General features: G+C 63.8%; 30 protein-coding genes. 17 read left to right on the top strand and 13 right to left on the bottom strand.

Translation table 11 applies throughout. The annotated features are described in order from the left end of the window. Positions 1-132: 132 nt before the first annotated feature. Positions 133-672 carry a protease inhibitor Inh/omp19 family protein gene (locus MESCI_RS04905; protein ID WP_013528844.1) on the bottom strand — a complete coding sequence of 180 codons (540 nt, stop codon included), beginning with the start codon at positions 670-672 and terminating at the stop codon, positions 133-135. A 279-nt stretch (positions 673-951) separates the two neighbouring features. On the opposite strand from MESCI_RS04905, the gene MESCI_RS04900 reads away from it, so the two are divergent. From MESCI_RS04900 to MESCI_RS04865, 8 genes are all read left to right on the top strand, one after another. After that, positions 952-1,971, top strand: coding sequence for an MBL fold metallo-hydrolase (locus MESCI_RS04900; RefSeq protein ID WP_013528843.1), 1,020 nt, complete (start codon positions 952-954; stop codon positions 1,969-1,971). A gap of 82 nt (positions 1,972-2,053) precedes the next feature. Then, positions 2,054-2,215 (top strand): DUF1328 family protein, encoded by a 162-nt coding sequence (locus MESCI_RS04895; protein WP_013528842.1) that lies wholly within the window; start codon positions 2,054-2,056, stop codon positions 2,213-2,215. A 96-nt stretch (positions 2,216-2,311) separates the two neighbouring features. Beyond that, positions 2,312-3,196 (top strand): diaminopimelate epimerase, encoded by an 885-nt coding sequence (gene dapF, locus MESCI_RS04890; protein ID WP_013528841.1) that lies wholly within the window; start codon positions 2,312-2,314, stop codon positions 3,194-3,196. Then, positions 3,196-4,509 carry a tRNA (N(6)-L-threonylcarbamoyladenosine(37)-C(2))-methylthiotransferase MtaB gene (mtaB, locus tag MESCI_RS04885; protein ID WP_013528840.1) on the top strand — a complete coding sequence of 438 codons (1,314 nt, stop codon included), beginning with the start codon at positions 3,196-3,198 and terminating at the stop codon, positions 4,507-4,509. Before dapF ends, mtaB begins: the two co-directional genes overlap by 1 nt. Positions 4,510-4,521: 12 nt before the next feature. Next, positions 4,522-6,327, top strand: a complete 1,806-nt coding sequence (ftsY, locus tag MESCI_RS04880) for a signal recognition particle-docking protein FtsY (RefSeq protein WP_013528839.1) — start codon at positions 4,522-4,524, stop codon at positions 6,325-6,327. Between the two features lie 61 nt (positions 6,328-6,388). Next, the gene (locus MESCI_RS04875) at positions 6,389-7,063 is read left to right on the top strand and encodes a septation protein A (protein ID WP_013528838.1); all 675 of its coding nucleotides are present in this window, start codon (positions 6,389-6,391) and stop codon (positions 7,061-7,063) included. A 25-nt stretch (positions 7,064-7,088) separates the two neighbouring features. After that, positions 7,089-7,709, top strand: a complete 621-nt coding sequence (locus MESCI_RS04870; protein WP_013528837.1) for a pyridoxamine 5'-phosphate oxidase family protein — start codon at positions 7,089-7,091, stop codon at positions 7,707-7,709. A gap of 40 nt (positions 7,710-7,749) precedes the next feature. Next, positions 7,750-8,280: an NADPH-dependent FMN reductase gene (locus tag MESCI_RS04865; protein ID WP_013528836.1), complete on the top strand. Its 531-nt coding sequence runs from the start codon at positions 7,750-7,752 to the stop codon at positions 8,278-8,280. Positions 8,281-8,489: 209 nt separating this feature from the next. On the opposite strand, the gene MESCI_RS04860 is transcribed toward MESCI_RS04865, so the two are convergent. Together MESCI_RS04860 and MESCI_RS04855 are read right to left on the bottom strand one after the other, a co-directional pair. Next, entirely contained in the window at positions 8,490-8,696 is a 207-nt protein-coding gene (locus tag MESCI_RS04860) for a tautomerase family protein (protein WP_013528835.1), read from the bottom strand. Between the two features lie 76 nt (positions 8,697-8,772). Continuing rightward, the gene (locus MESCI_RS04855) at positions 8,773-9,693 is read right to left on the bottom strand and encodes an SMP-30/gluconolactonase/LRE family protein (RefSeq protein WP_013528834.1); all 921 of its coding nucleotides are present in this window, start codon (positions 9,691-9,693) and stop codon (positions 8,773-8,775) included. A gap of 259 nt (positions 9,694-9,952) precedes the next feature. Here MESCI_RS04855 and MESCI_RS32220 point away from each other — a divergent pair, with 259 nt between their 5' ends. Beyond that, entirely contained in the window at positions 9,953-10,120 is a 168-nt protein-coding gene (locus MESCI_RS32220) for a hypothetical protein (protein ID WP_013528833.1), read from the top strand. A 158-nt stretch (positions 10,121-10,278) separates the two neighbouring features. Here the strand turns inward: MESCI_RS32220 and MESCI_RS04850 are convergent, their stop codons facing one another. The 4 genes from MESCI_RS04850 to ccmA all read right to left on the bottom strand — a co-directional run bounded on the left by MESCI_RS04850 (position 10,279) and on the right by ccmA (position 12,448). Next, positions 10,279-10,854, bottom strand: a complete 576-nt coding sequence (locus MESCI_RS04850; protein ID WP_013528832.1) for a DsbE family thiol:disulfide interchange protein — start codon at positions 10,852-10,854, stop codon at positions 10,279-10,281. Next, positions 10,851-11,018, bottom strand: a complete 168-nt coding sequence (gene ccmD, locus MESCI_RS04845) for a heme exporter protein CcmD (RefSeq protein WP_013528831.1) — start codon at positions 11,016-11,018, stop codon at positions 10,851-10,853. The genes MESCI_RS04850 and ccmD overlap by 4 nt, the downstream gene beginning before the upstream one ends. 112 nt (positions 11,019-11,130) lie before the next feature. Next, positions 11,131-11,796, bottom strand: a complete 666-nt coding sequence (gene ccmB, locus MESCI_RS04840; RefSeq protein WP_013528830.1) for a heme exporter protein CcmB — start codon at positions 11,794-11,796, stop codon at positions 11,131-11,133. Between the two features lie 28 nt (positions 11,797-11,824). Next, on the bottom strand, positions 11,825-12,448 hold the full coding sequence (ccmA, locus tag MESCI_RS04835) for a heme ABC exporter ATP-binding protein CcmA (protein ID WP_013528829.1): 624 nt from the start codon (positions 12,446-12,448) through the stop codon (positions 11,825-11,827). 280 nt (positions 12,449-12,728) lie between these two features. Between ccmA and acnA the strand changes: the two genes are divergently transcribed. Further along, positions 12,729-15,419 carry an aconitate hydratase AcnA gene (gene acnA / locus MESCI_RS04830; protein ID WP_013528828.1) on the top strand — a complete coding sequence of 897 codons (2,691 nt, stop codon included), beginning with the start codon at positions 12,729-12,731 and terminating at the stop codon, positions 15,417-15,419. Positions 15,420-15,498: 79 nt separating this feature from the next. Here acnA and MESCI_RS04825 read toward each other — a convergent pair whose 3' ends face one another. After that, positions 15,499-16,170, bottom strand: a complete 672-nt coding sequence (locus tag MESCI_RS04825; RefSeq protein ID WP_013528827.1) for a ceramidase domain-containing protein — start codon at positions 16,168-16,170, stop codon at positions 15,499-15,501. A gap of 172 nt (positions 16,171-16,342) precedes the next feature. Between MESCI_RS04825 and MESCI_RS04820 the strand changes: the two genes are divergently transcribed. Beyond that, positions 16,343-17,128, top strand: coding sequence for a DUF1223 domain-containing protein (locus tag MESCI_RS04820; RefSeq protein WP_013528826.1), 786 nt, complete (start codon positions 16,343-16,345; stop codon positions 17,126-17,128). A gap of 433 nt (positions 17,129-17,561) precedes the next feature. Continuing rightward, complete coding sequence (locus tag MESCI_RS04815; protein ID WP_013528825.1) at positions 17,562-17,945, top strand: DUF2794 domain-containing protein; 384 nt, start codon at positions 17,562-17,564, stop codon at positions 17,943-17,945. A 130-nt stretch (positions 17,946-18,075) separates the two neighbouring features. Here the strand turns inward: MESCI_RS04815 and MESCI_RS04810 are convergent, their stop codons facing one another. The 4 genes from MESCI_RS04810 to MESCI_RS04795 form a co-directional block, all read right to left on the bottom strand. Then, a complete protein-coding gene (locus MESCI_RS04810; RefSeq protein ID WP_013528824.1) occupies positions 18,076-18,648 on the bottom strand; it encodes a GNAT family N-acetyltransferase in 573 nt (190 codons plus the stop codon). 108 nt (positions 18,649-18,756) lie between these two features. Then, positions 18,757-19,536: a Bax inhibitor-1/YccA family protein gene (locus MESCI_RS04805; protein ID WP_013528823.1), complete on the bottom strand. Its 780-nt coding sequence runs from the start codon at positions 19,534-19,536 to the stop codon at positions 18,757-18,759. 227 nt (positions 19,537-19,763) lie between these two features. Next, entirely contained in the window at positions 19,764-22,313 is a 2,550-nt protein-coding gene (locus MESCI_RS04800; protein WP_013528822.1) for an ABC transporter permease, read from the bottom strand. Next, entirely contained in the window at positions 22,313-23,008 is a 696-nt protein-coding gene (locus MESCI_RS04795; RefSeq protein ID WP_013528821.1) for an ABC transporter ATP-binding protein, read from the bottom strand. Before MESCI_RS04795 ends, MESCI_RS04800 begins: the two co-directional genes overlap by 1 nt. Before the next feature lie 88 nt (positions 23,009-23,096). Between MESCI_RS04795 and MESCI_RS04790 the strand changes: the two genes are divergently transcribed. Next, positions 23,097-23,741 (top strand): arylesterase, encoded by a 645-nt coding sequence (locus MESCI_RS04790; protein WP_013528820.1) that lies wholly within the window; start codon positions 23,097-23,099, stop codon positions 23,739-23,741. A 125-nt stretch (positions 23,742-23,866) separates the two neighbouring features. After that, positions 23,867-24,463: an RNA 2',3'-cyclic phosphodiesterase gene (thpR, locus tag MESCI_RS04785; protein WP_013528819.1), complete on the top strand. Its 597-nt coding sequence runs from the start codon at positions 23,867-23,869 to the stop codon at positions 24,461-24,463. Here the strand turns inward: thpR and MESCI_RS04780 are convergent. Beyond that, a complete protein-coding gene (locus MESCI_RS04780; protein WP_013528818.1) occupies positions 24,367-24,885 on the bottom strand; it encodes a low molecular weight protein-tyrosine-phosphatase in 519 nt (172 codons plus the stop codon). The genes thpR and MESCI_RS04780 overlap by 97 nt on opposite strands. 50 nt (positions 24,886-24,935) lie before the next feature. On the opposite strand from MESCI_RS04780, the gene MESCI_RS04775 reads away from it, so the two are divergent. The 3 genes from MESCI_RS04775 (at position 24,936) to MESCI_RS04765 (ending at position 26,490) form a co-directional block, all read left to right on the top strand. Continuing rightward, positions 24,936-25,232, top strand: a complete 297-nt coding sequence (locus MESCI_RS04775; protein ID WP_013528817.1) for a 4a-hydroxytetrahydrobiopterin dehydratase — start codon at positions 24,936-24,938, stop codon at positions 25,230-25,232. Between the two features lie 121 nt (positions 25,233-25,353). Continuing rightward, entirely contained in the window at positions 25,354-25,716 is a 363-nt protein-coding gene (locus tag MESCI_RS04770) for a YkvA family protein (RefSeq protein ID WP_013528816.1), read from the top strand. Between the two features lie 270 nt (positions 25,717-25,986). Further along, complete coding sequence (locus MESCI_RS04765) at positions 25,987-26,490, top strand: invasion associated locus B family protein (protein WP_013528815.1); 504 nt, start codon at positions 25,987-25,989, stop codon at positions 26,488-26,490. The last annotated feature ends 30 nt before the right edge of the window (positions 26,491-26,520 follow it).

Here is a 26,520-nt window from a genome sequence, read left to right as displayed (position 1 = left end):
CGAAATCGGGGTCACTTCTGCGCGACACGCATTCGGAGGACTAAAGCGGTCGTGTCTGAACGGATTCAGACGACCCGCTTTAGATCTTTGTTTTCCCAAAACCGCGGCCACTTTTGGGCGACATGCATTAGCCTACCTTGTAAGCGAAATCGGCTGGCCGTTGGAAGTCTGGCCGTCGAATTTCGAGCCGCCCGAGGAATAGAGCCGCGCCAGCGCACCGCCACTCTCGTCATAGAGCGTCAGCTGCTTGCCGGCGACGTTCCACGACTTGACGCCGTCCATCGGCGCCGGGCAATGCAGCGGCCCAGCGCGGAAGCCGGCGCCGAATTTGGTCTGCGGTGTCGCCACCTTGCAGCTCTGGCCCGCAACGCTGGCGTTCCAGACACCGGCGACGCTGGCGGCAGTCACGTCCGAAGCGCCGGCCGGCGCCGAACCATCCGAAGGCAGCGCGGCGACCTGCGTGTTCGCAGGAGCGGTCGGGAATTGAGACGGGTCGGTGGTGCCGGGCGATGCCGGCGGCGGCAGTTGGTTCGCCGTCACCTTGCCGGCGGGCGCGGCCTCCAGCGGTGCCGGCTGCTGGTCATCCATCGAGGAGAAACGCGAGGTCGAACAGCCGCTCGCAACGAGCGCCGCCAGCGATACGGCCACCAGACCGGTTTTCGAAAAAGTCATTCCAACCTCCGTCGGATCCGGCTGGGGGGAAGCCGTCCGCACAATCTCACCCCCACCAAGATGGAGAAGGTGGCGAAATTTCAACCCGATATGGTTAAAATACAGTTTGCAGCAAGAATTGTTGCAAATTTATCGCAATCGCGGCGGCTGACCGCTTGTCGCGCGTCGCCTGGGGATCCGGTCAAAGCAGTGCAGCGCCGACATTCGACGGTTGGACGCTTGCGCGAGCCGCCTTAGCGCCTATGTCTGGAAAACGAAACACCTGCCGGAGCCGCAAAATTGGCCGCGAGAAAGACAGCCGCCAATCGCTATTATAGCGGCCCGCCCAGCGACCATTTCGACGGCGCATTGTTCTTCAATCCCGACGGCCAGCCACCCGGCCGTTTCGCCGACCTGCTGAAATGGCAGTTGAATGGCCAGCGCTCGAAATGGCCGGCGAGCGATGCAAGCCCCTTTCCGCAGGCGAAACCGACGGCTCGGGTCGAGGGCGCCGCGCTGAAAGTGACCATGGTTGGCCATTCCACCTTGCTGGTCCAGACGGCCGGTCTGAACATCCTTACCGATCCGGTGTGGTCGCTGCGCGCCTCGCCGCTTTCCTTCGCCGGACCAAAACGCATCAATGCGCCAGGCATCGCCTTTGCCGACCTGCCGCCGATCGACCTCGTGCTGGTCAGCCACAACCACTACGACCATCTCGACCTCGCCACGTTGAGGCGGCTGAAGGCCGGCCACGACCCGCTGGTGCTCACTCCGCTCGGCAACGACGCCATCATCGAAGCCGCCGTGCCCGGCATGCGGCTGTCGGCGCATGACTGGGGCGACAGGGTCGAGATCGGCGACGGCGCCGCCATTCATGTCGAGCCGGTGCATCACTGGTCGGCGCGTGGCGCCCGCGACCGGCGCATGGCGCTCTGGGCCGGCTTTGTCGTCGAAACGCGTGACGGCAAGCTCTATTTCGCCGGCGACACCGGCTTCCACGATGGCATCAACTACCGGCGGATGGCCGAGAAACATGGCGGTTTCCGCTTCGCCATCCTGCCGATCGGCGCTTATGAGCCGCGCTGGTTCATGGCGCCGCAGCACCAGAACCCCTGGGAAGCGGTGCAAGGCATGACGCTGTGCAACGCCGCCCATGCCGCCGGCTGTCACTGGGGCACCTTCCAGCTCACCGACGAGCCGATCGACGAGCCGGCGCGCAAATTGACCGAGGCGCTTGACGATCGAGGCATCCCACGCGAGCGCTTTCGCGCCTTGCGGCCGGGCGAGGTCTGGGATGTGCCGGAGCACATAGCGCCCTGATCCGCATCGGTTCGACGGAACCCCAGCGCTGCAACCGCGTTTTCATGTGGTTGAAATATTTGCCGGTTTGCGAGGCATTGTCATGCTCAAATGGATTATCATTCTCCTGATCGTCGCCGCGGCGGCGAGCTTGCTCGGCATGCCGGCACTGGCAGGTGCCGCGGCCACCGGTGCGCGTATCCTTATCGGCATCGTTCTGATCATCTTCCTGCTGGTGGTGCTGGGCATTTTCGCCGTCACGTAAGTCCGGCGCTTTCGCCGAGACCAAGCGGCTGCGCACTGGTAATTCCTGCCCGTTTCCGCCATATAGCGCCAAACGGACACGGAATTTTTCGGAGCAATGGCCAGCACTGCCCCTTTCGCCAAGATGAACGGCATCGGCAACGAGATCATCGTTGCCGATATGCGTGGCCGTGCCGATCGGGTGACGGCGGCGGCGGCGGTTGCGCTGAACGCCGATGCCGCGACCAGCTTCGACCAGATCATGGCGATCCATGACGCCAGGACGTCTGGCACCGCCTTTTTCATCGACATCCTGAATTCCGATGGAACCGGTGCGCAGGCCTGCGGCAATGGCATGCGCTGCGTCGTCCAGGCGCTCGCCGCCGAGACCGGCCAGAAGATCTTCACCTTCGAGACCGTGGCGGGCATCCTCAATGCGCGCGAACACGCCGACGGTTCGATCTCGGTCGACATGGGCACGCCGCGCTTCGGCTGGCAGGATATCCCGCTGGCCGAGGAATTCCGCGACACCCGCATGATCGAGCTGCAGATCGGCCCGATCGACGCTCCCGTGCTGCATTCACCCTCGGTCGTTTCGATGGGCAACCCGCACGCGATCTTCTGGGTCGACAACGACGTCTGGTCCTACGAGCTCGACCGCTTCGGTCCGCTGCTCGAGAACCACCCGATGTTCCCCGAGCGCGCCAACATAACCATCGCTCAGGTTACTTCGCCCGAAACCATGATCATCCGCACCTGGGAACGCGGCGCCGGCCTGACCAAGGCCTGCGGTTCGGCCTCCTGCGCGGCCGTGGTGGCCGCGGCCCGCACCAACCGGACCGGCCGCAGCGTCAGTCTGTTGACGCCAGGCGGCGGCACGCTGCATGTCGAATGGCGCGACGATGACCACGTGGTCCTGACCGGCGCCGCCGAATGGGAATTTTCCGGCAACTTCGACCCGTCGATCGGGACATGGGCCCGCGACACTGAAAGCGCGGCCTGATGTCCGCTCTGCCCAAGAGCCCGGCGTCCCCGGGGATCGATGTCGTCACCTTCGGCTGCCGGCTCAACACCTATGAATCGCAGGTGATGCGGCGCGAGGCTGAAAGTGCGGGCCTCGGCGCGTTGGAAGGTGGCGCCGTGATCTTCAACACCTGCGCCGTGACAGGCGAAGCAGTGCGCCAGGCCAAGCAGGCGATCCGCAAGGCGCGCCGCGACAACCCGCGAGCCCGCATCATCGTCACCGGCTGCGCCGCGCAGACCGAGCCTGAAAAATTCGCCGCCATGGACGAGGTCGATCTCGTGCTTGGCAATGAAGAGAAGCTGAACGCGAATTCCTACCGCGCGCTGCCGGATTTCGGCGTCAACGACACCGAGAAGGCGCGCGTCAACGATATCTTTTCCGTGCGCGAGACCGCAGGCCACATGGTCGACGCCATCGAGGGCCGCGCACGCGCCTTCGTCCAGGTGCAGAACGGCTGCGACCACCGCTGCACCTTCTGCATCATTCCCTACGGCCGCGGCAATTCGCGCTCGGTGCCGATGGGCGCCGTGGTCGAGCAGGTCAAGCGGCTCGCCGGCAACGGCTATGCCGAGATCGTTCTGACCGGCGTCGACATGACTTCATTCGGCGCCGACCTGCCGGGCGCGCCGAAGCTCGGCAAACTGGTGAAGACCATCCTGAAACAGGTGCCCGATGTTAAGCGCCTGCGGCTGTCGTCGATCGATTCGATCGAGGCCGACGACGATTTGCTCGACGCCATCGCCACCGAGCCCCGGTTGATGCCGCATCTGCATCTGTCGCTGCAGTCGGGCGACGACATGATCCTGAAGCGCATGAAGCGAAGGCATCTGCGCGATCAGTCGATCCGCTTCTGCGAGGATGTGCGCAAACTGCGCCCCGGTATCGTCTTTGGCGCCGACATCATCGCCGGCTTCCCGACCGAGACCGACGAAATGTTCGAGAACTCGGAGAAAATTGTCGAGGAGTGTGGCCTGACCCATCTCCACGTCTTCCCCTTCAGCCCACGCGAAGGCACGCCTGCCGCGCGCATGCCGCAGCTCCGCCGCGAGGTGGTCAAGCAGCGCGCCGCCCGGCTGCGCGCCGCCGGTGAAGTTGCCTATGTCAGGCATCTGTCGTTGCTCACCGGTACGCGTCAGTCGATCCTGATCGAGCGAGACGGCCTTGGCCGCACCGAGGGTTTTACGCTTGCCGCACTCGGCACGGGCGCACCGGGTGAGATCGTCGAGGCCGATATATCGGGCCACGATGGTACCAGGCTGATCGCGGCGCCGCTTGCCGCCCGCGCCGCCTGAGAAACGCAAAGCATGGCTGGTTTTTTCAAGAAGATATTTTCGTTCGGCAAGAAAGAGGTGGTCGAGGAACGGATCGACGAGACCGCCCCGCTACCGCCGATCAAATGGGAAGCACTCGATGCGCTGAAGCCGGCGGCCGAACAGGTCGTCCCGGAGTTCTTGAAGCGCGATGAGCCGCGGCCCGAGGCAGAAACGACGCCGACGGTCGAGCCGGAGGTAATTCCTGCGCCGGAACCGGCGCCTGTCGAGGAACCGGTGCCCGCGCCGGAGCCGACCATCCCGCCAGCACCGGAGCCGACTGTTCCCTCCGAGCCGGAACCTCTGCCGGAGCCCGCGCCGAAAGAAGAACCGGCGCCCGCGCCAGAGACTCCAGAGCCGCCGGCGCCCGAGGAAGTTCCGCTCACCCCTGCGACTCCCGAACCCACGCCCGAACGGCAGCCGCAAGAAGTCCCAGCGCCGGCGCCGGCCGAACCGGAGATCGTCCCGTCACGCCCGGAAAAGCGGCCGGAGCCGGCACCAGTCGAAGTGCCGACGCCGGCCGAGGTTCCGGCAGAAACACCAGCGCCGATCGAGGTGCCCACACCGGCGCCGTCCCCTCTTCAGCCGTCTTCAGAGGCCGGCGCCGCTCCTCATCCGCCTGCCGGCACCTTCTCCCCGTATAGCGACGGGGAGAAGGAAGAAGTTTCAGCGCCGACGCCCGAAGCACCCGCCGCCGAAATCGCACCTCCCATTCGCCAGCCTGCGCCGATCGAATCGCAGCCGGTCATTGCGGAAATTGCGCCCGAGCCGCAGCCTCTTCCACCACCCGCGCCGGAGCCGAAAGCCGCCCCCGGCAAGGTGACCGTCACCAAGAAGGTCGAGCAGAAGGCCGAGCCGCAAAAAGCGCCGGAGCCGGCACCGAGGCGCTCTTGGTTCCAGCGCATGAAGGACGGGCTTGCCCGCTCGTCCAAGGAACTGACCGGCAACATTGCCGGCGTCTTCACCAAGCGCAAGCTGGACGAAGAGACTTTGCAGGACCTGGAGGATGTGCTGATCCGCGCCGATCTCGGCATGGAGACCGCCTTGCGCGTTACCGACGCGCTGGCCGCCAGCCGCTACGGCAAGGACGTTTCCGACACCGAGGTCCGCGCCATCATGGCGGCCGAGGTGGAAAAAGTGCTGACCCATGTCGCCATGCCGCTGGAGCTCGACCTCTCGCACAAGCCGCATGTCATCCTGGTGGTTGGCGTCAACGGCACCGGCAAGACCACCACCATCGGCAAGCTCGCCGCCAAGCTGACCGATGGCGGCCTGTCGGTCATGCTCGCCGCCGGCGACACGTTCCGCGCGGCAGCCATCGAGCAGCTGAAGATCTGGGGCGAGCGGACGAAATCGCCGGTCATCGCCTCCAAGCTCGGCGCCGATGCCGCCGGCCTTGCCTATGATGCATTCGAGCGGGCGAAAGAGGCCGGCTCCGACGTGCTGATCATCGACACCGCCGGCCGTCTGCAGAACAAGACCGAACTGATGGCCGAGCTCGAAAAGATCGTCCGCGTGCTCGGCAAGCTCGATCCGGAAGCGCCGCACACCGTGCTGCAGACGGTCGACGCCACCACCGGCCAGAACGCGCTCAACCAGGTCGAGATCTTCCGCAATGTCGCCGGCGTCAACGGCCTGGTGATGACCAAGCTGGACGGCACGGCGCGCGGCGGTATTCTGGTGGCGATCGCGGCAAAGCACAAATTGCCGGTCTATTTCATCGGCGTCGGCGAACAGGTCGACGACCTCGAACCTTTCTCAGCAAGCGAATTCGCCAGGGCGATCGCTGGAGTAGCTTAACAAGCATGTCCCAAAAAGGTGCAGACTTTTTGGATCAGATCATGCGCAAGAAAGAGATTCCATGAACCCACCCATTCTCGAACGCGATCCGTCGGACCCGCAGAAGCAGAAGAAGGAAGGCGTCAATCCGCTGCTCAAGCTGGTGCTGGAGCTGGGTCCGTTGATGGTGTTCTTCTTCGCCAATGCGCGCAGCGGATGGCTGGTGCAGAAATTCCCTGTTCTGGCCGAGTTCGGCGGGCCGATCTTCGTCGCCACCGGCCTGTTCATGGCCGCCACGGCAATCGCGCTGATCGCCTCGTGGCTGCTCACCCGCACCTTGCCGATCATGCCGATGGTGTCGGGCGTCGTCGTCTTCATTTTCGGCGCGCTGACGCTCTATCTGCAGGACGACATCTTCATCAAGATGAAGCCGACCATCGTCAACACGCTGTTCGGCGGGGTGCTGCTCGGCGGCCTGTATTTCGGCAAGTCGCTGCTTGGCTATGTCTTCGATTCAGCCTTCAGCCTCGACGCTGAAGGCTGGCGCAAGCTGACCTTCCGCTGGGGCCTGTTCTTCCTGTTCCTGGCCATCGTCAATGAGGTGGTGTGGCGCAATTTTTCCACCGACGCCTGGGTTACTTTCAAGGTCTGGGGCATCATGCCGATCACGCTTCTGTTCACCTTCAGCCAGATGCCGCTGATCCTGCGCCATTCGCTGGACGACAAGACCGGCAAAGAAGAGAAGGCCGGGAAATAGAGCCTGCAAATAAGGGGAAAGGGCCATGGAATTCGTCACCACGCGCGACCAGTTGAGGACGATCTACAAGACGCCACGACCGACCGACGGTTCTATCCGAAAGGAGCTGAAAAAACTTGACGGCCATTGCCGCTCCTTCATCGGCAAGAGCCCATTCGTGCTGATTGGCTCGTCCGACGGTGCCGGCAATGCCGACGTGACGCCGAAGGGCGACAAACCGGGCTTTGCCACCGTTCTGGACGACACCACCATCGCCATTCCCGACCGGCCCGGCAACAACCGGCTCGACACGCTGGAAAACATCCTCGTCAATCCCCCGGTCGGGCTGCTCTTCCTCATCCCCGGCATGAACGAGACGCTGCGCGTCAACGGCGATGCCCGCATCACCGTCGACGCAAATTTGCGCGAACGGCTCGCCGTCGACGGCAGGGAGCCGCAAAGCGTTGTCGTGGTCAGCGTCAAGGCGGCCTACATGCACTGCGCAAAAGCCTTCATGCGCTCGGATTTGTGGAAGCCGGAAACCTGGTACGACCGCGCGACGCTGCCGACGCTCGGCCAGATCATGCGCGATCAGCTGGCGGTTGCCGATTCCGCCGAGGCGACCGACCGCTGGCTCGACGAGGAATACAAGAAGACGATGTGGTAGTTTTTGCGGACGCGATTCGCGTCTGGACCGATTCCATACCTTGCTGAACATCCTTGCCATTTCCGGCAGCCTGCGCGCGGCCTCCACAAATTCGGCGCTGATCGCCGCACTGGCGCGCGAAGCGCCGTCCGGCTGCCGCGTCACCGTCCATGACGGGCTTGGCCGTTTGCCGATCTTCAATCCCGACGATGAAGGCGAGCGGACGCCGCTCGAAGCCTCCAAGCTGATCCATGCCGTCAGTCGAGCCGACGGCCTGATCGTCTCCTGTCCGGAATATGCCCATGGCGTGCCGGGCGGGCTGAAGAACGCGCTCGACTGGCTGGTCTCGCGCGATGCCGCCGTCGCCAAGCCCGCCATGCTGGTACACGCCTCGCCGCGCTCGCTGTTCGCCCGCGCCGCATTGGCCGAGATCATGCGCACCATGTCGTTCGCGCTTTACGACGATGTGCTGGAGATCGCCCTGCTCGGCAGGAAGCCGCCGGAGGTGGCGGGCATCCTGGCGGCGCCGGCGAACCGGCAGGCGATGCATGATGCACTGAATGCCTTCGCGGAGTTTATCCGCTCGCGTTGAGCGGCGGCCTCTCTTCCTTCTCCCCTTGTGGGTCTGAAGGACGGGGCGAGACCCGTTGCTCGCCCCAGGGTGGTGGCCTCGCGAAGCGAGGTCGGATGAGGGATGTTCCAGCTTGGCACCGACGGCAATCCGTCACCCACCCCTCAACCGTCTCGGCGCTGCGCGCCGATCCACCTCCCACAACAAGGGGGAGAAGGAAAGATCGCGCACTACCCCTTTCGCAGCGTCTCCACATCGGTCTTCCCCACGTACCAATCGCGGGCGTTGACCTCTTCAAAAACCACCCAGACATCGTCGTTGCTCAGCCCGGTGGCGTCCATGATGGCCGCGGTGACCTTCTTGGCGATATCCGCCTTTTTGCCCGCCGGATCGGCGGCGATCACTTCCTTGACGATGCGGATGTTGACGAATGGCATTTCTTGTCCTCCCGGGGATGTTCGTGCTCACGACCCGCTTCGATGAAACCGTCGAACGGTCGCCAGTGTTCAACTCTCAGTATGTCTTGGCGCCGTTGACCATCAGCCGCACCATGTAGAGCGACGTGGTGCCGGCGATGTAGAGGCAATTCAGCTTGTTGCCGCCGAACACGCAATTGGCGGTGACTTCCGGCACCTTGACCTTGCCGATCAGCGTGCCGTCCGGATCGTAGCAATGGATGCCATCGGCGGCACTGGTCCAGATGCGGCCGTCCTCGTCGAGCCTGAAGCCGTCGAACAGGCCGGCGGTGCAGTCGGCGAAGACTTTTTCGCCGGAGACTTTCTTGCCGCCCTTGCCGACATTGAACACCCGCATATGCGCCGGATTCTGCGCGCCATGCGTGCGGCCGGTATCGACGACATAAAGCTTGCTCTCGTCCAGCGAGAAGGCGAGGCCGTTAGGCCTGACCATGTCGGTGATGACGGCTTCGACCTCGCCGGTGCCGGGATCGACCCGGTAGACGTGGCAGGCGCCGATTTCGCTCTCAGCCCTGTCGCCCTCATAATCCGTATCGATGCCGTAGCTTGGATCGGTGAACCAGATGGAACCGTCGGATTTCACCACCGCGTCGTTGGGCGAATTCAGCCGCTTGCCTTTCCATTTGGCCGCGATCGTGGTGACCGAGCCGTCGAACTCGGTGCGGCTGACGCGGCGGCCCGAATGCTCGCAGGTGATCAGCCGGCCCTGCCGGTCGACGGTGTTGCCGTTCGAGTTGCCGGACGGCTGCCGGAAGACGCTGACATTGCCGTCGGTCTCGTCATAACGCAGCATGCGATTGTTGGGGATGTCGGACCAGACGACATAGCGGCCGGCGGCGAACCAGGCCGGCCCCTCCGCCCACTGGCATCCGGTGAATAGCTTCTCGACCTGCGCGTTGCCGTTGAACAGGCGCGCGAAGCGCGGATCGAGAATTTCATAATAGTCTGCGGCCGCCATGCTTTCCTCCCGGCATCAATGAGAGGGATCAAGCCAGCCGGAGGGACAGAAGGCAATGTGGGTACGCACAGTGTCCCACAAAAGATCGCTTGCCGGCTCTGCGCATGACGTTAGCGCCGCATTAACCGGCTATGCGTCCAGCGCAATGGTGCATTGCAACATCTTCTTTTTGCAATGCACCATTACTATGTCATGCTTCGTATCGATCAAGGGAGGAAGAAACCGCCGCCGAAATGCGGCGCCAAAAAGGAACCTTGCTATGATCCTCGACAGTCTCATGACCCGCGCTCGCAACAGCATTGCCAAGCGCAAGCACTACAACCGCCTTGTCGCCGAAATCGACAGCTTTTCCAGCCGCGATCTGGCCGACATGCGCGCCGACCGCTCGGAAATGCTCTACCAGATCCACAAGCAGATCTACGGCTGATCTCAAGCCCGATAAGACGCGCCGCCAAGGTGCGTTGAGATTCAGGTCAGGCCGAGTCGAAAACGGTGGTTTCCGAGAACCGGAGCGGAGCGTACTTTTGGTACGCGAGCACCGGACGCGCAGGAAGCCGCTGTTTGCAGGCCGGCATCACCTGAATATCAACGCGCCGCCAGTGCCTTGTCGATCTGCGGCAACAGCAACGCCTGCACCGTCTCGGGCGTCAGCGGGCCGACATGTTTGTAGGCGATCTTGCCGTCCTTGCCGATGACGAAGGTTTCCGGCACGCCGTAGACGCCCCAGTCGATCGCCGCGCGGCCCGCTTCGTCGACCCCTATCGCCTGGAACGGATTGCCGAGATCGCCGAGGAACCGGCGTGCGTTTTCGGGCCGGTCCTTGTAGTTCAGCGCTGCCATGGTGAAACGCTTATCCTGCGACAACGCCAGAAGCACCGGGTGCTCTTCGCGGCATGGCGCGCACCACGACGCGAAGACGTTGACCAATGTGACCTTGCCGGCGAAGGTTTTCGAATCGAGCCCCGGCAGGTTTGAGCCCTCCAGCGCCGGCAGGCTGGTTTGCGGCGCAGGCAGGCCGATCAGGGCCGACGGCACTTCCGAAGCATCGCGCCCCGACAGCAGCTGCGACAGGAACAGTCCGGCCAGGCCGAGGAAGATCAGCAGCGGCAGAAGCACGAACAGGCGACGACTGGGCGGCGGCGTTTCCGTTTCGGTGCTCATGGCTTGGCGACCTTGTCGGAGCGACGCCTCACGCCGGACGCCTCCAGTTCGGCAAGCTCACGCTTGCGCGCCCGCTGGTCGAGCAGGATCCAGCCGATCAATCCGGCGAGCACCACGGCAGTGATGCCATAGGCGGCGGTCACGTAGAGTGCATGCGCACTCATGCGGCAGGCCCCGCTGAGGTGGGGCCTTCCAAGCCGATCATGTCGCCCAGTCTAGACATGCTTTTCCTTAGCCTCGCTCCGTCGGCTTCGCAATCCGCAGTCATACGCCGCGTCAATCCGTGCCATGGCGCAGCGCCAGCGCCGCCGAGACCGGACCCAGCACGCCAAGAAACAGGGTCAGCGCGGCAAGAATGAGGAAGGGCTGCAGAAACGGGTCGGGATTGGCGGTCGCCCCATAGCTTGCCGAAACGCCGAAGATCAGCACCGGGATGGTCAGTGGCAGCACCAGCACCGAGATCAGCAGCCCGCCACGCGGCAGCGCCACCGCCACCGCCGCACCGGCGGCGCCGATGAACGTGATGGCCGGCGTGCCGACCAGCAGCGTCAGCGCCGTGGCGCCGATGCCGAGCGGCTCCATGTTCATGAACAGGCCGAGCAAGGGAGCCGCAATGACCAGCGGCAGCACGCTGCCCGCCCAATGCGCCAGGCATTTCACCAGCACTGTCAGAGCCAGCATCTGGCGATCGTTGCCGAGCACCAGGAGATCGAGCGAACCGTCCTCGCGATCGGCCTGGAACAACCGGTCGAGCCCGAGCAGGCAGGACAACAGCGCACCGATCCACAGGATGGCCGGTCCGATGCGGGCCAGCAGCTTCAGGTCCGGCCCGACCCCGAACGGGATGGTGACGATGACGGCGAGGAAGAAGATGACCCCGGTCAGCGCTCCGCCGCCGGCACGGATGTTGAGGCGGATGTCGCGCAGGAAGAGCGCTAGCATGGTTTGAGATGCTTTCGCCCAGACACCATCAACCGGCTTCCCCCATCCTCAACTCCATCCCCTCGATCCCGAGCGGCAGATGCGTCGCCGCGACAATCATCCCGCCATCCGCGCAATGCCTCGCCATCAACCCCGCAAACCGCGCCTCCGCCGCCTTGTCCAGCCCCGCCGTCGGCTCGTCCAGCAGCCACAATGGCCGGTGGCTGACCAAAAGCCTGGCGATCGCCGCGCGGCGCCGCTGCCCGGTCGATAGATAGCCGAACGGCAGGTGGCCGATGCCGCCGAGCCCGACCGTTTCCAGCGCCTCTTCGACGCCGAGCTGTCCGTCGCCATTGAAGTCTCGCCAAAAGCGCAAATTCTCCGCCACGCTGAGCGCCGGCTTCATTGCGTTCTGGTGGCCGAGATAGTGACAGGCCGAGGCGACAGACGGAAACGCTTCGCCCCCGTCTTCAACCTTCATGACGCCCTCAATCCTCACGCTGCCTTCCGCCGCCGGCAGCAGCCCGGCGATGATCCGCAGCAAGGTCGACTTGCCCGATCCGTTCGGCCCGGTGACGATAAGCGCCTGACACTGCTCCAAGGCAAAGCCGATGCCGGAAAACACCGCGTCGCCGCCTCGCTCGCCGCCCAGATTTTCGGCGATCAGCCGCATTCCTCGCCTGCCCTGAAACCATGTGTCGCGGCCGCTGCCGCATCGCACAAAATTGCTTTCCAACTGTCTAGAACTATTCCAGAAAATTCTCTATATGCGGTGCATCCGTGCCAGCGGTCGGCACGGGAACAGAATTAGCGCCGAACCAGCGCACGCGCCGCCTTGAACGGCTCGGGTTGCTTGGGAACGGACAGCGGAAATGGCCGTACCCGCACCTTTGCGCGTGATTGCATGCCATCGGCGTCCGTTCCCTTTCAGGCTGAACAGACAAGGATCGCACGTGTCAAAATCCCTCGACAGTTTCAATTGCCGCCGCACGCTGACCGCAGGCGGCGCTGAATATGCCTATTTCGATCTCATCGAGGCCGAAAAGAACGGCCTTACCGGCATCTCGCAACTGCCCTATTCGATGAAGGTGCTGCTGGAAAACCTGCTGCGCAACGAAGACGGCCGCTCCGTCACCAAGGAATCGATCCAGGCGGTGGCCGGCTGGCTAACCGATAAGGGCACCGCCGGCGTCGAGATCGCCTATCGCCCGGCCCGCGTGCTGATGCAGGATTTCACCGGCGTTCCGGCCGTGGTCGACCTTGCCGCAATGCGCGACGCCATGGCTTCGCTCGGCGGCGATCCGCAGAAGATCAACCCGCTGGTGCCGGTCGACCTCGTCATCGACCATTCCGTCATCGTCGACGAATTCGGCACGCCGATGGCCTTCGCCCGCAATGTCGAGCTGGAATATGAGCGCAACGAAGAGCGCTACAAATTCCTGAAATGGGGCCAGCAGGCGTTCCGCAACTTCCGCGTCGTGCCGCCCGGCACCGGCATCTGCCATCAGGTCAACCTCGAATATCTCGGCCAGGTGGTGTGGACCAACACCGAGGACGGCGAAACCACAGCCTATCCCGACACCTGCGTCGGCACCGATTCGCACACCACCATGATCAACGGCCTGGGCGTGCTCGGCTGGGGCGTCGGCGGCATCGAGGCCGAGGCGGCCATGCTCGGCCAGCCGGTCTCCATGCTGCTGCCGGAAGTCATCGGCTTCCGTCTCACCGGCAAGCTGAAAGAGGGCGTCACCGCCACCGACCTCGTGCTCACCGTCACGCAGATGCTGCGCAAGAAGGGGGTCGTCGGCAAGTTCGTCGAGTTCTTCGGCCCGGGCCTCTCCAACATGACGCTGGCCGACCGCGCCACCATCGGCAACATGGCCCCCGAATATGGCGCCACCTGCGGCTTCTTCCCGGTCGACTCGGAAACCATCCGCTATCTCACAATGTCCGGCCGCAGCGAGGACCGCATCGCGCTGGTCGAGGCCTATGCCAAGGCGCAGGGCCTGTGGCGCGAAACCGGCTCGGCCGACCCTGTCTTCACTGATCTGCTCGAGCTCGAACTTGGTTCCGTCGTGCCGTCGATGGCCGGCCCCAAGCGGCCTGAAGGCCGCGTCGCCCTGGAAGGCATTCCGGAAGGCTTCGCCAAGGCGATGGAGACCGAATACAAGAAGGCGGCCGAAATCTCCAAGCGCTATGCCGTCGAAGGCACCGACCATGATCTCGGTCACGGCGATGTCGTCATTGCCGCCATCACCTCCTGCACCAACACCTCGAACCCGAGCGTGCTGATCGGCGCCGGTCTTTTGGCCCGCAATGCCAACCGGCTCGGTTTGAAGCAGAAGCCGTGGGTGAAGACCTCGCTGGCTCCCGGCAGCCAGGTGGTCGCCGAATATCTGGAGAAATCCGGCCTGCAGAAGGAGCTCGACCAGATCGGCTTCAACCTGGTCGGCTTCGGCTGCACCACCTGTATCGGCAATTCCGGCCCGCTGCCGGCGCCGATCTCCAAAACCATCAACGACAAGGGCCTGATCGCCGCCGCGGTCCTGTCCGGCAATCGCAACTTCGAAGGCCGTGTCTCGCCTGACGTGCAGGCCAACTATCTGGCCTCGCCGCCGCTGGTCGTCGCGCATGCGCTGGCCGGAACTGTCACCAAGGACCTCACGACAGAGCCGCTCGGCGAGGACAAGAACGGCGAGCCGGTCTACCTCAAGGACATCTGGCCGAGCTCGGCCGAAATCCAGGAGTTCATCGAGAAGAACGTCACCCGCGAGCTGTTCGCCCGCAAATATGCCGACGTCTTCAAGGGCGACGAGTACTGGCAGAACGTCAAGGCGCCGGAAGGCCAGACCTATGCCTGGGACGACAACTCGACCTATGTGCAGAACCCGCCCTATTTCGCCGGCATGACATCAGGTTTCGGCAAGATCGGCGACATCAAGGGCGCCCGCGTGCTCGGCCTGTTCGGCGACAAGATCACCACCGATCACATCTCGCCGGCGGGTTCGATCAAGGCGGCCTCACCGGCCGGCAAATACCTCACCGACCACGGCGTCGGCGTCGCCGACTTCAACCAGTACGGCACACGGCGCGGCAATCACGAGGTGATGATGCGCGGCACCTTCGCCAACATCCGCATCCGCAACCACATGCTGGGCGAGAACGGCCGCGAGGGCGGCTACACCATCCACTACCCGTCGAAGGAAGAGGAATCGATCTACGACGCGGCGATGGAGTACAAAAGGGAAGGCGTGCCGCTGGTCGTCTTCGCCGGCGTCGAATACGGCAACGGCTCGTCGCGCGACTGGGCGGCCAAGGGAACCAATCTGCTCGGTGTCCGCGCGGTCATCGCCCAGTCCTTCGAGCGCATCCATCGCTCGAACCTGGTCGGCATGGGCGTTATCCCCTTCGTCTTCGAGGAAGGCACCTCATGGGCATCGCTCAACCTCAAGGGAGACGAGCTGGTCGAGATCGACGGACTGAGCACCATCAAGCCGCGCCAGACGATGATCGCCAAAATCACCTATGGCGACGGCACGGTGAAGAACGTGCCGATCATCTGCCGCATCGATACGCTGGATGAGCTCGACTACTTCAAGAACGGCGGCATCCTGCAATACGTGCTGCGCGATTTGGCAGCTTAGTAAGGGAGTAGGGGAGTAAGGGAGTAGGGAAGGGAATACCTATTCCCCTATTCCCCTATTCCCCTATTCCCCTATTCCCCTATTCCCTTACTTTCGGCTTCCCGAACCGCGCCGCGGCGGCCAACAACACAGCCAGCATCAGCCCGTTGAGGATGTGCCAGAGGAAGTGCGTGCCGAGCGGGAAACCGCCGCAGACCAGCGGGTCGATCATCCGGCAGACGACGGACACCACGAAGATCGCCGACCCGGCCAGATTGTACCAGCCGGCGCGATTGCCGCTGGCGGCCACCAGCGCGCCGAAGAAGGCGAGCGCCAGGAACGGCGGCAGATAGCCCGTCGTGCCGTTCGACGCCTGGCGCAGCCAGTCCGGCACGGCAACGGTTATCGCCCCGGCAATCACATAGAAGGCGATGAAGATGGCGATGGCTTTGCCCCATCGCATGCCGAGGAAGCGACGCAGATTGAACAGCGTGTAGGCCAGCGTGAAGCCGGCGATCGGCAGCACGTCGGCCCAGACCGTGCCCTTGGTGGCAAAAGTATGGAAGATCGTCGAGCCGATGCCGATCGCCACCACCCACCAGGCCAGCACCTCGGCGAAGGCGCCGGTGCCCAGCCTTCGCACCTCGCGCACGCCCCACAGGCCGGCGGCGATGAAGGCGAAGTTGGTCAGGGCGTTGACCGGTTCGGACCAGAATTCCGGGCCGGTCCGCTCGCAATAGAGGTCGACCGGCGCCAAAAACGTTTGCCACATCGCGATTGCCGCCCGAATCGGTTTCTATCCTGAAGCGCAGATCCTTCCTATTGCGCGGTTGCGGTCGGCTGCAACGGCAAAATTTCACCGCAACGTGACTTCCCGTTGACTTCCGGTTCTGCCACATATTTCAGCAATCAAGATAAAGCCGGCATCACCGGCGGGAATCGGAATGGCCATGGCCTCGCGAAAATCATTGTGGCTGGCAGCTCTTGCGCTGGCCTTCTCGGCGTCTGCCGGCGCCGGGCATGCCGGCGAATCCGATCGCGCCCAGACCGACCGGGTCCAGATCGAAAAGCCATTGGGCGTGGTCGAGCTGTTCACCAGCCAGGGCTGCAGTTCCTGCCCGCCGGCCGATACTCTGTTCTCCGAACTTGCCGCCAAGGAAGACATCGTCGCGCTCGCCTATCACGTCGACTACTGGGACTATCTCGGCTGGCAGGACACGCTCGGCCGCAAGGAGAACACCGAGCGGCAATACGACTATATGCGCGCCTTCGGCAGCCGCTCCGTCTATACGCCGCAGGCCGTCATCAATGGCCGCGTCCATGTCAACGGCGCCAACCGCGGCGAGGTCGATGGTGCGCTCGCCCGCATGGCCAAGAGCGGCGAAGGCATGCGCGTCGCCGTCAAGGTCAGCCGCACCAGCGATCGCGTGATGATCGACGCCGGCGATGCCGGCAACGGCCCCAGCGACGCCCATGTCGTCATCGTCTATTTCGACCCGCCGCAGACGGTCAAAGTCGGCGAGGGCGAAAATACCGGCCGCAAGATGACCTACTGGAACGCCGTCACCGGCATCCAGACCGCCGGCATGTGGCATGGCAAGGCACAGCGCTACGAACTGCCGATGAGCGAGATTGCCAAAAAGGGCGGCTGCGCCGTGCTGCTGCAGTCGGTCGGCAAGGACGGCATGCCCGGTCCCATTCTCGGCGCCGCATTCATCCACAAGCCTTGAGATAGAGCGCTCAAACCCCTGCCGCGGTAGCGCGAAGGTTCACCTATCACCAGCCAATAAAAAACCGACGTCAGCTTGCTTCTGACGCCGGTCATTTAGGTTTTGGGATCGTCGCTCCCGGTTCTTCCGAGGAAGAGCCGAGGTTGGTTCGATCCGACGCAGACCCGTGGGCGGGGGGCTTGGGGTTTACGAGCCGGTGCCGGACCGAACCGTCTCAGGCAACGCCGGTAAATTCGTCGGACATTGGGGCATGAGCGCGGATAAAAAAAGGCAGAAATGTGGCGGAACATCACCAATTCCAACACGGCGTTTCATAAAAGTGACTGGACGTGACGGAAACGGCGCGGCGCGGGGCTCGGTTCGCCGGGCCTTGCAATTCAGTCGCGAACACGCCAACTTTGGTTGGCAAAGATTCATTTTGAAGGATCGAGGCATGACCGATGACAGTGGCGGGACGGGGGATGGGGACGCATCCGCAATAATCCCGCTGCACGAGGCGCGACGCGAACGTCTCGATCAGCCGGTGCGGTTCGACCGACGCGAGCTGGACCAGATCCTCAGGCTCTACGGACGCATGGTCGCCGCCAATGAATGGCGCGACTACGCCATCGATCATCTCGCCGACCGCGCTGTCTTTTCCGTCTTCCGCCGCACCAGCGAAGTGCCGCTGTTCCAGATCGTCAAGGATCCGAAACTGGCCCGCAAGCAGGGCGCCTTTGCCGTCATCGCCGCCGGCGGCCGCATCTTGAAACGCGGCCAGGAACTCGGCCGCGTGCTTGGTGTGTTCGACAGCAAGTTGAAGCTGGTCGAAGCCTGAGCAGGGAATTAGAGCAGGGGAATTGAAGAAATGGAGAATTGATGAGTTGAGAAAAGGCCTCGGCGTCATCTGTTGCCGCCGCTTTTTTTATTCTTCAGTTCTTCAATTCCGCAATTCTCCAGTTCCTTCTTCAGTCCCCTCTAAGGCGAAACTTCCGCTCTGGAAGCGAACTCGGATCGGGCGGCGTCGAGGCACCGCCATTCAGGGACAGCTGCATGAACACCGTGTCCAGCCAGCGGCCGTGCTTGTAGCCGGAACCTTCAAGGCGGCCCGAATGGCGAAAGCCGAGCTTTTCGTGCAGCCGCACCGAGGCGCTGTCGGGACGGCCATCGCCGATCACCGCGATGATCTGGCGAAAGCCCGCCGTCGTCACCGCCTCGATCAGGCTTTGCATCAGCTTGAGCCCGACGCCCTGGCCCTTGGCCTCGGGCGCGACATAGACCGAATCCTCGACAATGAAGCGATAGGCCGGGCGTGGCCGGAAGGCACCGGCATAGGCGTAGCCGAGAACCGCGCCGTCCTTCTCCGCCACCAGGTAGGGAAAGCCGCCGGCCATCAGGCTGTCGAATCGAACACCCATCTCCGCGCGGCTCGGCGGCTCCAACTCATAGCTCGCCGTGCCTTTGGCGACCGCGTCGGCGTAGATGCCCGTGATGCTGTCGAGGTCGGCCGCTGTCGCCGGTCGAATCGTAATAGTGCTCATAATTTATGCGTGCCATTTCTCTGCTCGCGATAACAGCAAAGCCCGGCACAAAAGAAAAGGGCGGCCGTTGGGCCGCCCTTTTGGAACTCGATGGTCCAGCATGCTGAACTAGCGACGGTCGCCCATGAACTGCAACAGGAACATGAACAGGTTGATGAAGTCGAGATAGAGCGTCAGCGCGCCCATGATCGCCTTGCGGCCGGCAACGTCCGAACTGTCGCCCTCGAAATACATCTCCTTGATCTTCTGCGTGTCATAGGCGGTGAGGCCCGCGAAGACCAGCACGCCGATCGCCGACACGGCAAACGACAGCGCCGACGACTGCAGGAAGATGTTGATCACCGACGCGATGATGATGCCGAACACGCCCATGATCAGGAACGAGCCCATCGCCGTCAGGTCGCGCTTGGTGGTGTAGCCGAACAGCGACAGCGCACCGAAGGCGGCGGCCGTGGCGAAGAAGGTCTGTGAAATGCTGGCCGTGGTGTAGACCAGGAAGATCGAAGACAGCGACAGGCCGACGAGACCGGCATAGACCCAGAACGTCGTCTGCGCCGCCGAAACGCTCATCGACTGGACGCGGAACGACAGGAACAGAACGGCGGCCAGCGGCGCCAGCATCACCACCCAGCGCAGCGGCGAGCCGAAGATCGCGTAGCCGAAGGACGTCAGCATCTCGCCGCTCGGCAGCGTCGCGACAGCCGAAGCCGGATCGGTGGTGGTGGCCAGCATGATCGTGCCGACAGCGGCAAGACCGGTGATGAGGAGGCCAAGCCCCATCAGATTGTAAACCTTGATCATGTAGGCGCGCAGGCCCTGATCGATGTCGGCACCGACGCCGACGCCGGGCACGGCGCGCGTCTGGTAGTTGCGAATGGGATCAGCCATTGTAGTCCTCTATTGCTTCTGCCCCGTCCGGTGTCAGGTCCTTCCGGACCCAGGCGCCGCTGGCAGGGCTCCAGCATGCCTGTGGCGAAATATGATGGTTATTCGCGTCAAGAACAAGACCGTAACCGGATGTAACGGTTCGTGAGAGGGCGAAGCGCCGATTCCTCGGCTTTTCGGACGGCTTTCTTACCAAGATTTAATCCATGGTGCCCGTTCCGGGCCTGTCGTCACAGGTTGCGCAGCACCGGTGCTGCCTTGTGGCCGAGCACCCGCCAGGTGCCGGCGAGACCAATGCCGACCGTGATCACCAGCGAAAACAGAATGGTTGCCACCGCCACCTCCGGCATGAAATGCGACGGCAAAGTCATGATGCGCGCGACGACGAACCAGGCGGCTGCGCTGCCCGCCGCCAGCGCGAAAATGGCGGTGGCCAGCCCGATCAGCATATATTCGAGCGAGAAGGCCGATATCAGCATCGTGCGTGTCGCGCCCAGCGTCTTCAACACCACCGCATCATGGATGCGCGCCCGGTTGCCGGCTGCAAGCGCGCCGGCCAGCACCAGCACCGAAGCGATCAGCGCCACGCCAGCGGCCGCCCGGATCGCCGTGCCGAGCTGCCCGACCAGCCGGTTGACGACGTCGAGCGCGTCCTTGACCCGCACCGTCGTCACCGCCGGGAAGGCGCGGGTGACGGCGTTGAGGATGCGGGCGTCGTCGGCCGTCGATGCACTCTTTTCGGTCAGCGTCGCCATCCAGCCATGCGGGGCGCCCGCGAATGTGTTGGGCGAGAAGACCATGACGAAATTGATACCCATCGTCTCCCATTCGACTTGGCGGAAACTGGCGATCCTGGCCGTGACATTGCGGCCCAGCACATTGACGGTGATGGTGTCGCCGAGCTTCAGCCCGATCTCCTTGCCTTCTTGCGCCGAAAACGAAACCAGCGGTTCGCCGCTGTAATTTTCGGGCCACCAACTGCCCTCGGTCAGCGTCGCGTTCTCCGGCTGCCTGGTGTCATAGGTCAGGCCGCGATCCCCCCTCAGCACCCAGGCGCCTTCCGCCGGCACCTTCACCTTGTCGACGTCGACACCGTTCAGCGCCATCACCCGGCCGCGCAGCATCGGCACCTTGGCCAGCACGCCCTGCGGCGCCTCCTTGCCGATCAGCGCCGAGAAGGACGCGACATCGGCGCTCTGGATGTCGACGAAGAAGAAGTTCGGCGCCCGTTCCGGCAGGCTGCCCGAGATCTGTCGCCTGAGATTGCCGTCGATCAGCGCCAGCGTCACCAATAGCGTCAGCCCGAGCCCCAGGGACAGCACCACCGATGGCGTCAGGGCGCCTGGCCGATGGATGTTGCCGATGGCGAGCCTGAGCGCCACGAAGCGCACGCGCGGGCTTTTCCTGGCCGTCCATTGCACCAGTGCGCCGACCGCGCGCAGCACCAGGAAGGCGAAGACGGTAGCGCCGACAAAGATCGAGGCGATGCGCTGGTCGCCCGAGAACAGAATGGCCAGCGCCGCAAGCAGCAGCGCGATGCCTATGGCCGCCGCGACATAGGCGGGGCGCGGCAAGCCGCGGCCTTCCAGCCCCATTTCGCGAAACAGCGCGGTTGCCGGCACGTCGCGGGCGCGGCCGAGCGGCAGCAGCGCGAAAGCCAACGTCACCAGCAGGCCGAACAGCGCCGCCATGCCGAGCGCGCCGGGATAGAAGCCGCCTTCGGCCGGCACCGGAATGACGGATTGCAAGGCCGCGCTCGCCGCGAAGGGCATTAGTGCGCCGAGCACAAGGCCCAGCACGATACCCAATCCGGCTATGATCAGGATCTGCACGAGATAGACGGCAAAGACGAAGCCGCCCGAAGCGCCCAGGCTCTTGAAGGTGGCGATGACGCCGCGCTTGCCGTCGAGATAGGCGCGCACCGCATTGGCGACGCCGACGCCGCCGACCACCAGCGCCGTCAGCCCGACCAGGGTCAGGAACTGTGAGAAGCGTTCGATGTTGGACGACAGCGCGGGCGCCGCGTTGCTGCGCGTGCGGATCGACCAGCCGGCTTCCGGAAAATCCGTGGCGGCCTGATCCTGGATGGCCTTGAGCCTCGTCTCGTCGGCGTCCGCCGGCAGCCGGATTTTGTAGGCATTCTCGACCAGGCTGCCCGGCTGGATCAGTCCAGTGGCCGCCAACCCTTCGGTCGAGATCATCAGCCTCGGCGCGAAGCCGAAACCGTCGGACACGGCATCCGGTTCGGCGACCAGCTTGGCGCGCAGTTCGAAAGTGGCGGTGCCGAGCTTCAGCCGGTCGCCAAGCTTGACGTGCAACCGCTCGAACAGAAGATCGGGCGCTGCCGCACCGAAGACGCCGAACTCTTCGCCGAACAGTTCCTGTTTCGACAGCGCCGGCTCGGTCTCCAGCGTGCCATAGAGCGGATAGGCATGGTCGACCGCCTTGGCCTCGACCAGCGCCTGGTCGGATCCGTCGGCCAGACGCGCCATCGAACGCATGCTGGCGGTCCGCGAAACCGTGCCGAGCCCGTCAAGGAAGCTGCGCTCCGCCTGACTGGCGTCACGCTGGTTGATCTGGAAGCGAAGATCGCCGCCAAGCAGCGTCTGGCCCTGATTGGCGACACCGGCGGTGATCGAACGCGCCACCGAGTTGACGCCGCCGATGGCCGCGACGCCGAGCGCGATGCAGGCGAGGAAGATCAGGAAACCGGACAGGCCGCCGCGCATCTCGCGCAGCGAGAAGCGGACAGCGAGCCTCAACGTCCGGGACAGCGGCATCAGGCCGTCACCTTGACCGGCGCCGGTGCCTCGATCCGGCCCGAGCGCATCGAAACCTGGCGCGAACAGCGTGCCGCGAGCGCCGGATCATGCGTGACCAGCACCAGCGTCATGCCGCGCTCGGCCGCCTTTGCAAACAAGAGGTCAGCGACCTGCCGCCCGGTCGCCTGGTCCAGATTGCCGGTCGGCTCGTCGGCGATCAGGATGCGCGGCGACGGCGCCAATGCGCGGGCGATCGCCACGCGCTGCTGCTCGCCGCCCGACAATTCGCCGGGATAGTGGGTGACGCGGTCGCTGAGGCCAACCGCCGCCAGCTCGCGCGCCGCCACCGCGAACGGATCGGCATGGCCCGCCAGTTCCAGCGGCACCGCGACATTTTCGAGCGCCGTCATGTTGGGAATGAGATGGAAGGACTGGAACACGATGCCAATGTTTCGGCCCCGAAACGAAGCGATCTGGTCCTCGCTCTTGCCGTTGAGCAGCTCGCCGGCGATTCGGACCGTACCCGAATCGACCCTTTCCAGGCCTGCCAGGACCATCAGCAAGGTTGACTTGCCGGAACCCGAAGGTCCGACGATGCCGGTCGCCTCGCCGGTCGCCACATCGAGGCTCACCCCCTTCAGCACATGGACCGATGAAGCGCCCTCGCCAAGGGTCAGGGACACATCTTTCAGCGCGATGACGGCTTCTGTCAAAATGAAATCGTCCTATATCTGGGAATGAAGGCTCTGCTTGCCGGAAGCCGTCGACTGAAGAATTCCTAGCTCATATGGGGCCTGCCGCATGTCTTTCAAACGCAGTATTGCCGCAGGCTTCGTGGTTTTCCTCGCCATTTGCGGCGTCATGTCGTCGGCGCGTGCCGAGCCGTTCAAGATCGTCGGCTTCGGTGACAGCCTGATGGCGGGCTATGGCCTTGGACCCGACCAGGGCTTTACCGACAGGCTGCAGGCAGCGCTTGGCGCCAAAGGCCACGACGTGACCGTCGCCAATGCCGGCGTCTCCGGCGACACGACGAGCGGCGGCCTGGCGCGGCTTGACTGGTCGGTGCCGGACGGCACGCAGCTGGTCATCCTCGAACTCGGCGCCAACGACATGCTGCGCGGCGTCTCGCCCGACATCACCAAAAAGAACCTCGACGAGATGCTGAGCAAGCTGAAGCAGCGCAAGATTGCCGTGCTTCTGGCCGGCATGCGCGCCGCACCCAATCTCGGTCCCGACTACCAGAGCGCCTTCGACGCCATTTTCCCGGACCTGGCGAAGAAATACGACGTCGCGCTCTACCCGTTCTTTCTCGATGGCGTCGCCGGCCAGCCCGGCATGCAGCTCGAGGACGGCCTGCATCCGAGCGCACGAGGCGTCGACCAGATGGTCGAACGCATCCTGCCCGCTGTCGAGAAGGTGATCGCGGCGGTGCCGGGCGATTCCTAGCGGGTTGGAACTGTTTCCGCCCGGCGAGCTTTTAACAGGGACTGTGGCCAACAAACCTCTTGCTCCGTTTGACTATCGATGATTCGCTATGGGTGACAGTTCGATTCGAGGAAGGGAGGCTCTTCATGCCGCGTCTTTTCACCGCCCTCGAAATTCCGCGTGACGCTGCCCTTTCGCTGTCCCTGCTGCGGGGCGGCTTGCCGGGAGCCCGCTGGATCGACGTCGAAAACTACCATCTGACGCTGCGCTTCATCGGCGATGTTCCCGGCCATGTCGCCGACGAGATCGCCAACGCGCTCGACCGCGTCCACCGCCCTTCTTTCTCGCTGGCGCTGACCGGCGTCGGCGCTTTCGGCCAGAAGAAGCCGCATGCGGTGTGGGCGGGCGCTTCCGCCTCGCCCGATCTGGCCGCCCTTCAAGGTGAGATCGACCGCATCTGCCAGCGGCTCGGCATCCCGGCCGACCCGCGCAAATTCATGCCGCATGTGACGCTGGCGCGCTTGCGCAATTCGACCCCGCTGGACGTTGCCCAATATCTGTCGGCGCGCGGCAATTTCTCGACGCTGCCGTTCCGCATCGGCCGTTTCGTTTTGATGTCGTCGCGCGATTCGGTCGGCGGCGGACCCTACATCGTCGAGGAAGCCTGGCCGCTGTCAGGCACGGACGCCCGCGCCTCCAGCCTTGTCGCCAGCGCCTCCGACGCCTCGCGGATCATGCGATAGGCGGAAGCGAAGGCTTCTGCCTCGTCATGATAAGGATCCGGCACGTCGCGTGCCTTTCCCTGCGCGAATTCCAGGAACAGATGGATGCGGTCCTGCACGGCCGCCGGCGCCAGCGCCTTCAGGTCGGCGACATTCGACCGGTCCATGCCAAGGATCAGGTCGAAACGGTGGAGGTCCTGTGGCGTGACCTTGCGCGCCCTCTGCCCGGAAATGTCGACGCCGTGCCGCATGGCGACCGCGATCGCGCGTCGATCGGGGGCAGAGCCGGCCTCCCAGTCACTGGTTCCCGCCGAATCGAGCAGGATATCCCGGGCCGACCCGCGCTCGGCCCAAACGGCGCGGAAGACACCTTCCGCCAGCGGCGACCGGCAGATGTTGCCGAGGCAGACGAAGAGAATGGAATTTATAGGCTTCGCGCTCATCGATCCGTCGCTATGGTGAGGGTCGTTTTCGAATAGCACAGGATAGGGACATGGCGAGAGAGAAACTGGGCAGGCAAGCCGCTGAAGCCGCATTGACGGGCCTCGACGGCTGGGCGCTGGCGGAAGACGGCGCCTCCATCAAGCGCACATTCACCTTCGCGAATTTCTCCGAGGCTTTCGCCTTCATGACCCGCGTCGCGCTTGCCGCCGAGGCGATGGATCATCATCCCGAGTGGTCGAATGTATACAAGACCGTCGACGTGACGCTGAACACCCACGACGCCGGCGGCGTCACTGCGCTCGATATCGATCTGGCCACGAAAATGAACCGTTTTGCCGGCGCCTGAGGCCTGGTATCGCCTCGGCAGGCCCAAATCGGCACCGGCATCTTGTAGCGGGGGTCGGGTTTCACCACATTTTCCCCGCGGGCAGGCGCCGGATGCGCATGAGCCCCGCAAGGAGAGACTGATGGCGCAACAATCCGGTTTTGATTTCTTCGGCTTTGGCGGCAAGCCGTCAGACGAGAGCGAAGTGCGCGAGAAATTCTGGCGCACAGCCAAGAAGGCCGCGCGGCAGATCCCCTTCATGGAAGAGGTCGTGGCCGCCTATTATTGCGCCATGGACAAGAACACGCCGCTGCGCGCCAAGGGCATTCTGCTGGCCGCGCTCGGTTATTTCGTGCTGCCGGTGGATGTCATCCCCGACTTCGTCTTCGGGCTTGGCTTCACCGACGACATCGCCGTGCTCACCGCCGCGATCACCGCCGTCAGTGCCCATATCACCACTGCGCACCGGCAGGCCGCCAGGGACGCCATGGCCGAGAAGGGCTGAACACGCGCGCGGAACGCCGTTGAAGCCGGCTTTCGGCGACAGCGTAAAAAGTCAAACTCTTGCCGCTTTCGTGGCCTCCAAGTCGCCAAAGGGATGTCGCGCCACCCGCTCGCAGGGCGGCGGCGCGGGTATGGTGGCGGTTTCCTCGGGGTGAGGGTCCTTTTCTCTTCGGAAATTCACCGTTTGGTAACCCAGATTAAATCAAAATGAAGCGACGGGCAGGACGCCAAGCCGGCCTGCCTCCGCACCATTTGGAATACGGGAAAAGCGATGCGCGGATTGATTGCGATAGTTTCGAGTCTGGCCCTGGTGGCCGTGGCAGCGCCGGCACTGGCGCAGTCGGCGACCAAGATCGGCCAGCACAATGCCTGGGGCACCTACAGCTACCAGGCATCGGGCGGCAAGGTCTGCTATGTCCTGACCGTGCCGACCGACAAGCAGCCGCCCACGCTCGACCATGGCGATATGTTCTTCTTCGTCAGCCAGCGGCCCGGCCAGCAAGTGTCCTACGAGCCGCAATTCATTGCCGGCTACAATTTCCAGGAAGGCTCCAAGGCCACTGTGACCATCGACAAGAAGACGTTTTCGATGTTCACGCGCGGCAAATCGGCCTGGGTCGAGAATGCCGCCGAGGAGCCGGTACTGATCGCCGCCATGAAGACCGGCACCGACATGAAGGTGACGGCGAAGTCCGGCCGCGGCAATCCCACCTCCTATGTCTTCTCTCTGAAGGGCATTTCGGCGGCGCTGACATCGATCGCCAAGTGTAAATAGGCAAAGCTACTTTTTTTGAGAGAAAGGCCG

The organism is Mesorhizobium ciceri biovar biserrulae WSM1271 (assembly GCF_000185905.1).
Lineage (GTDB): Bacteria > Pseudomonadota > Alphaproteobacteria > Rhizobiales > Rhizobiaceae > Mesorhizobium > Mesorhizobium ciceri.
Note: the sequence above shows the minus strand (reverse complement) of the source record. Positions and strands in the feature narration are given on the sequence as shown.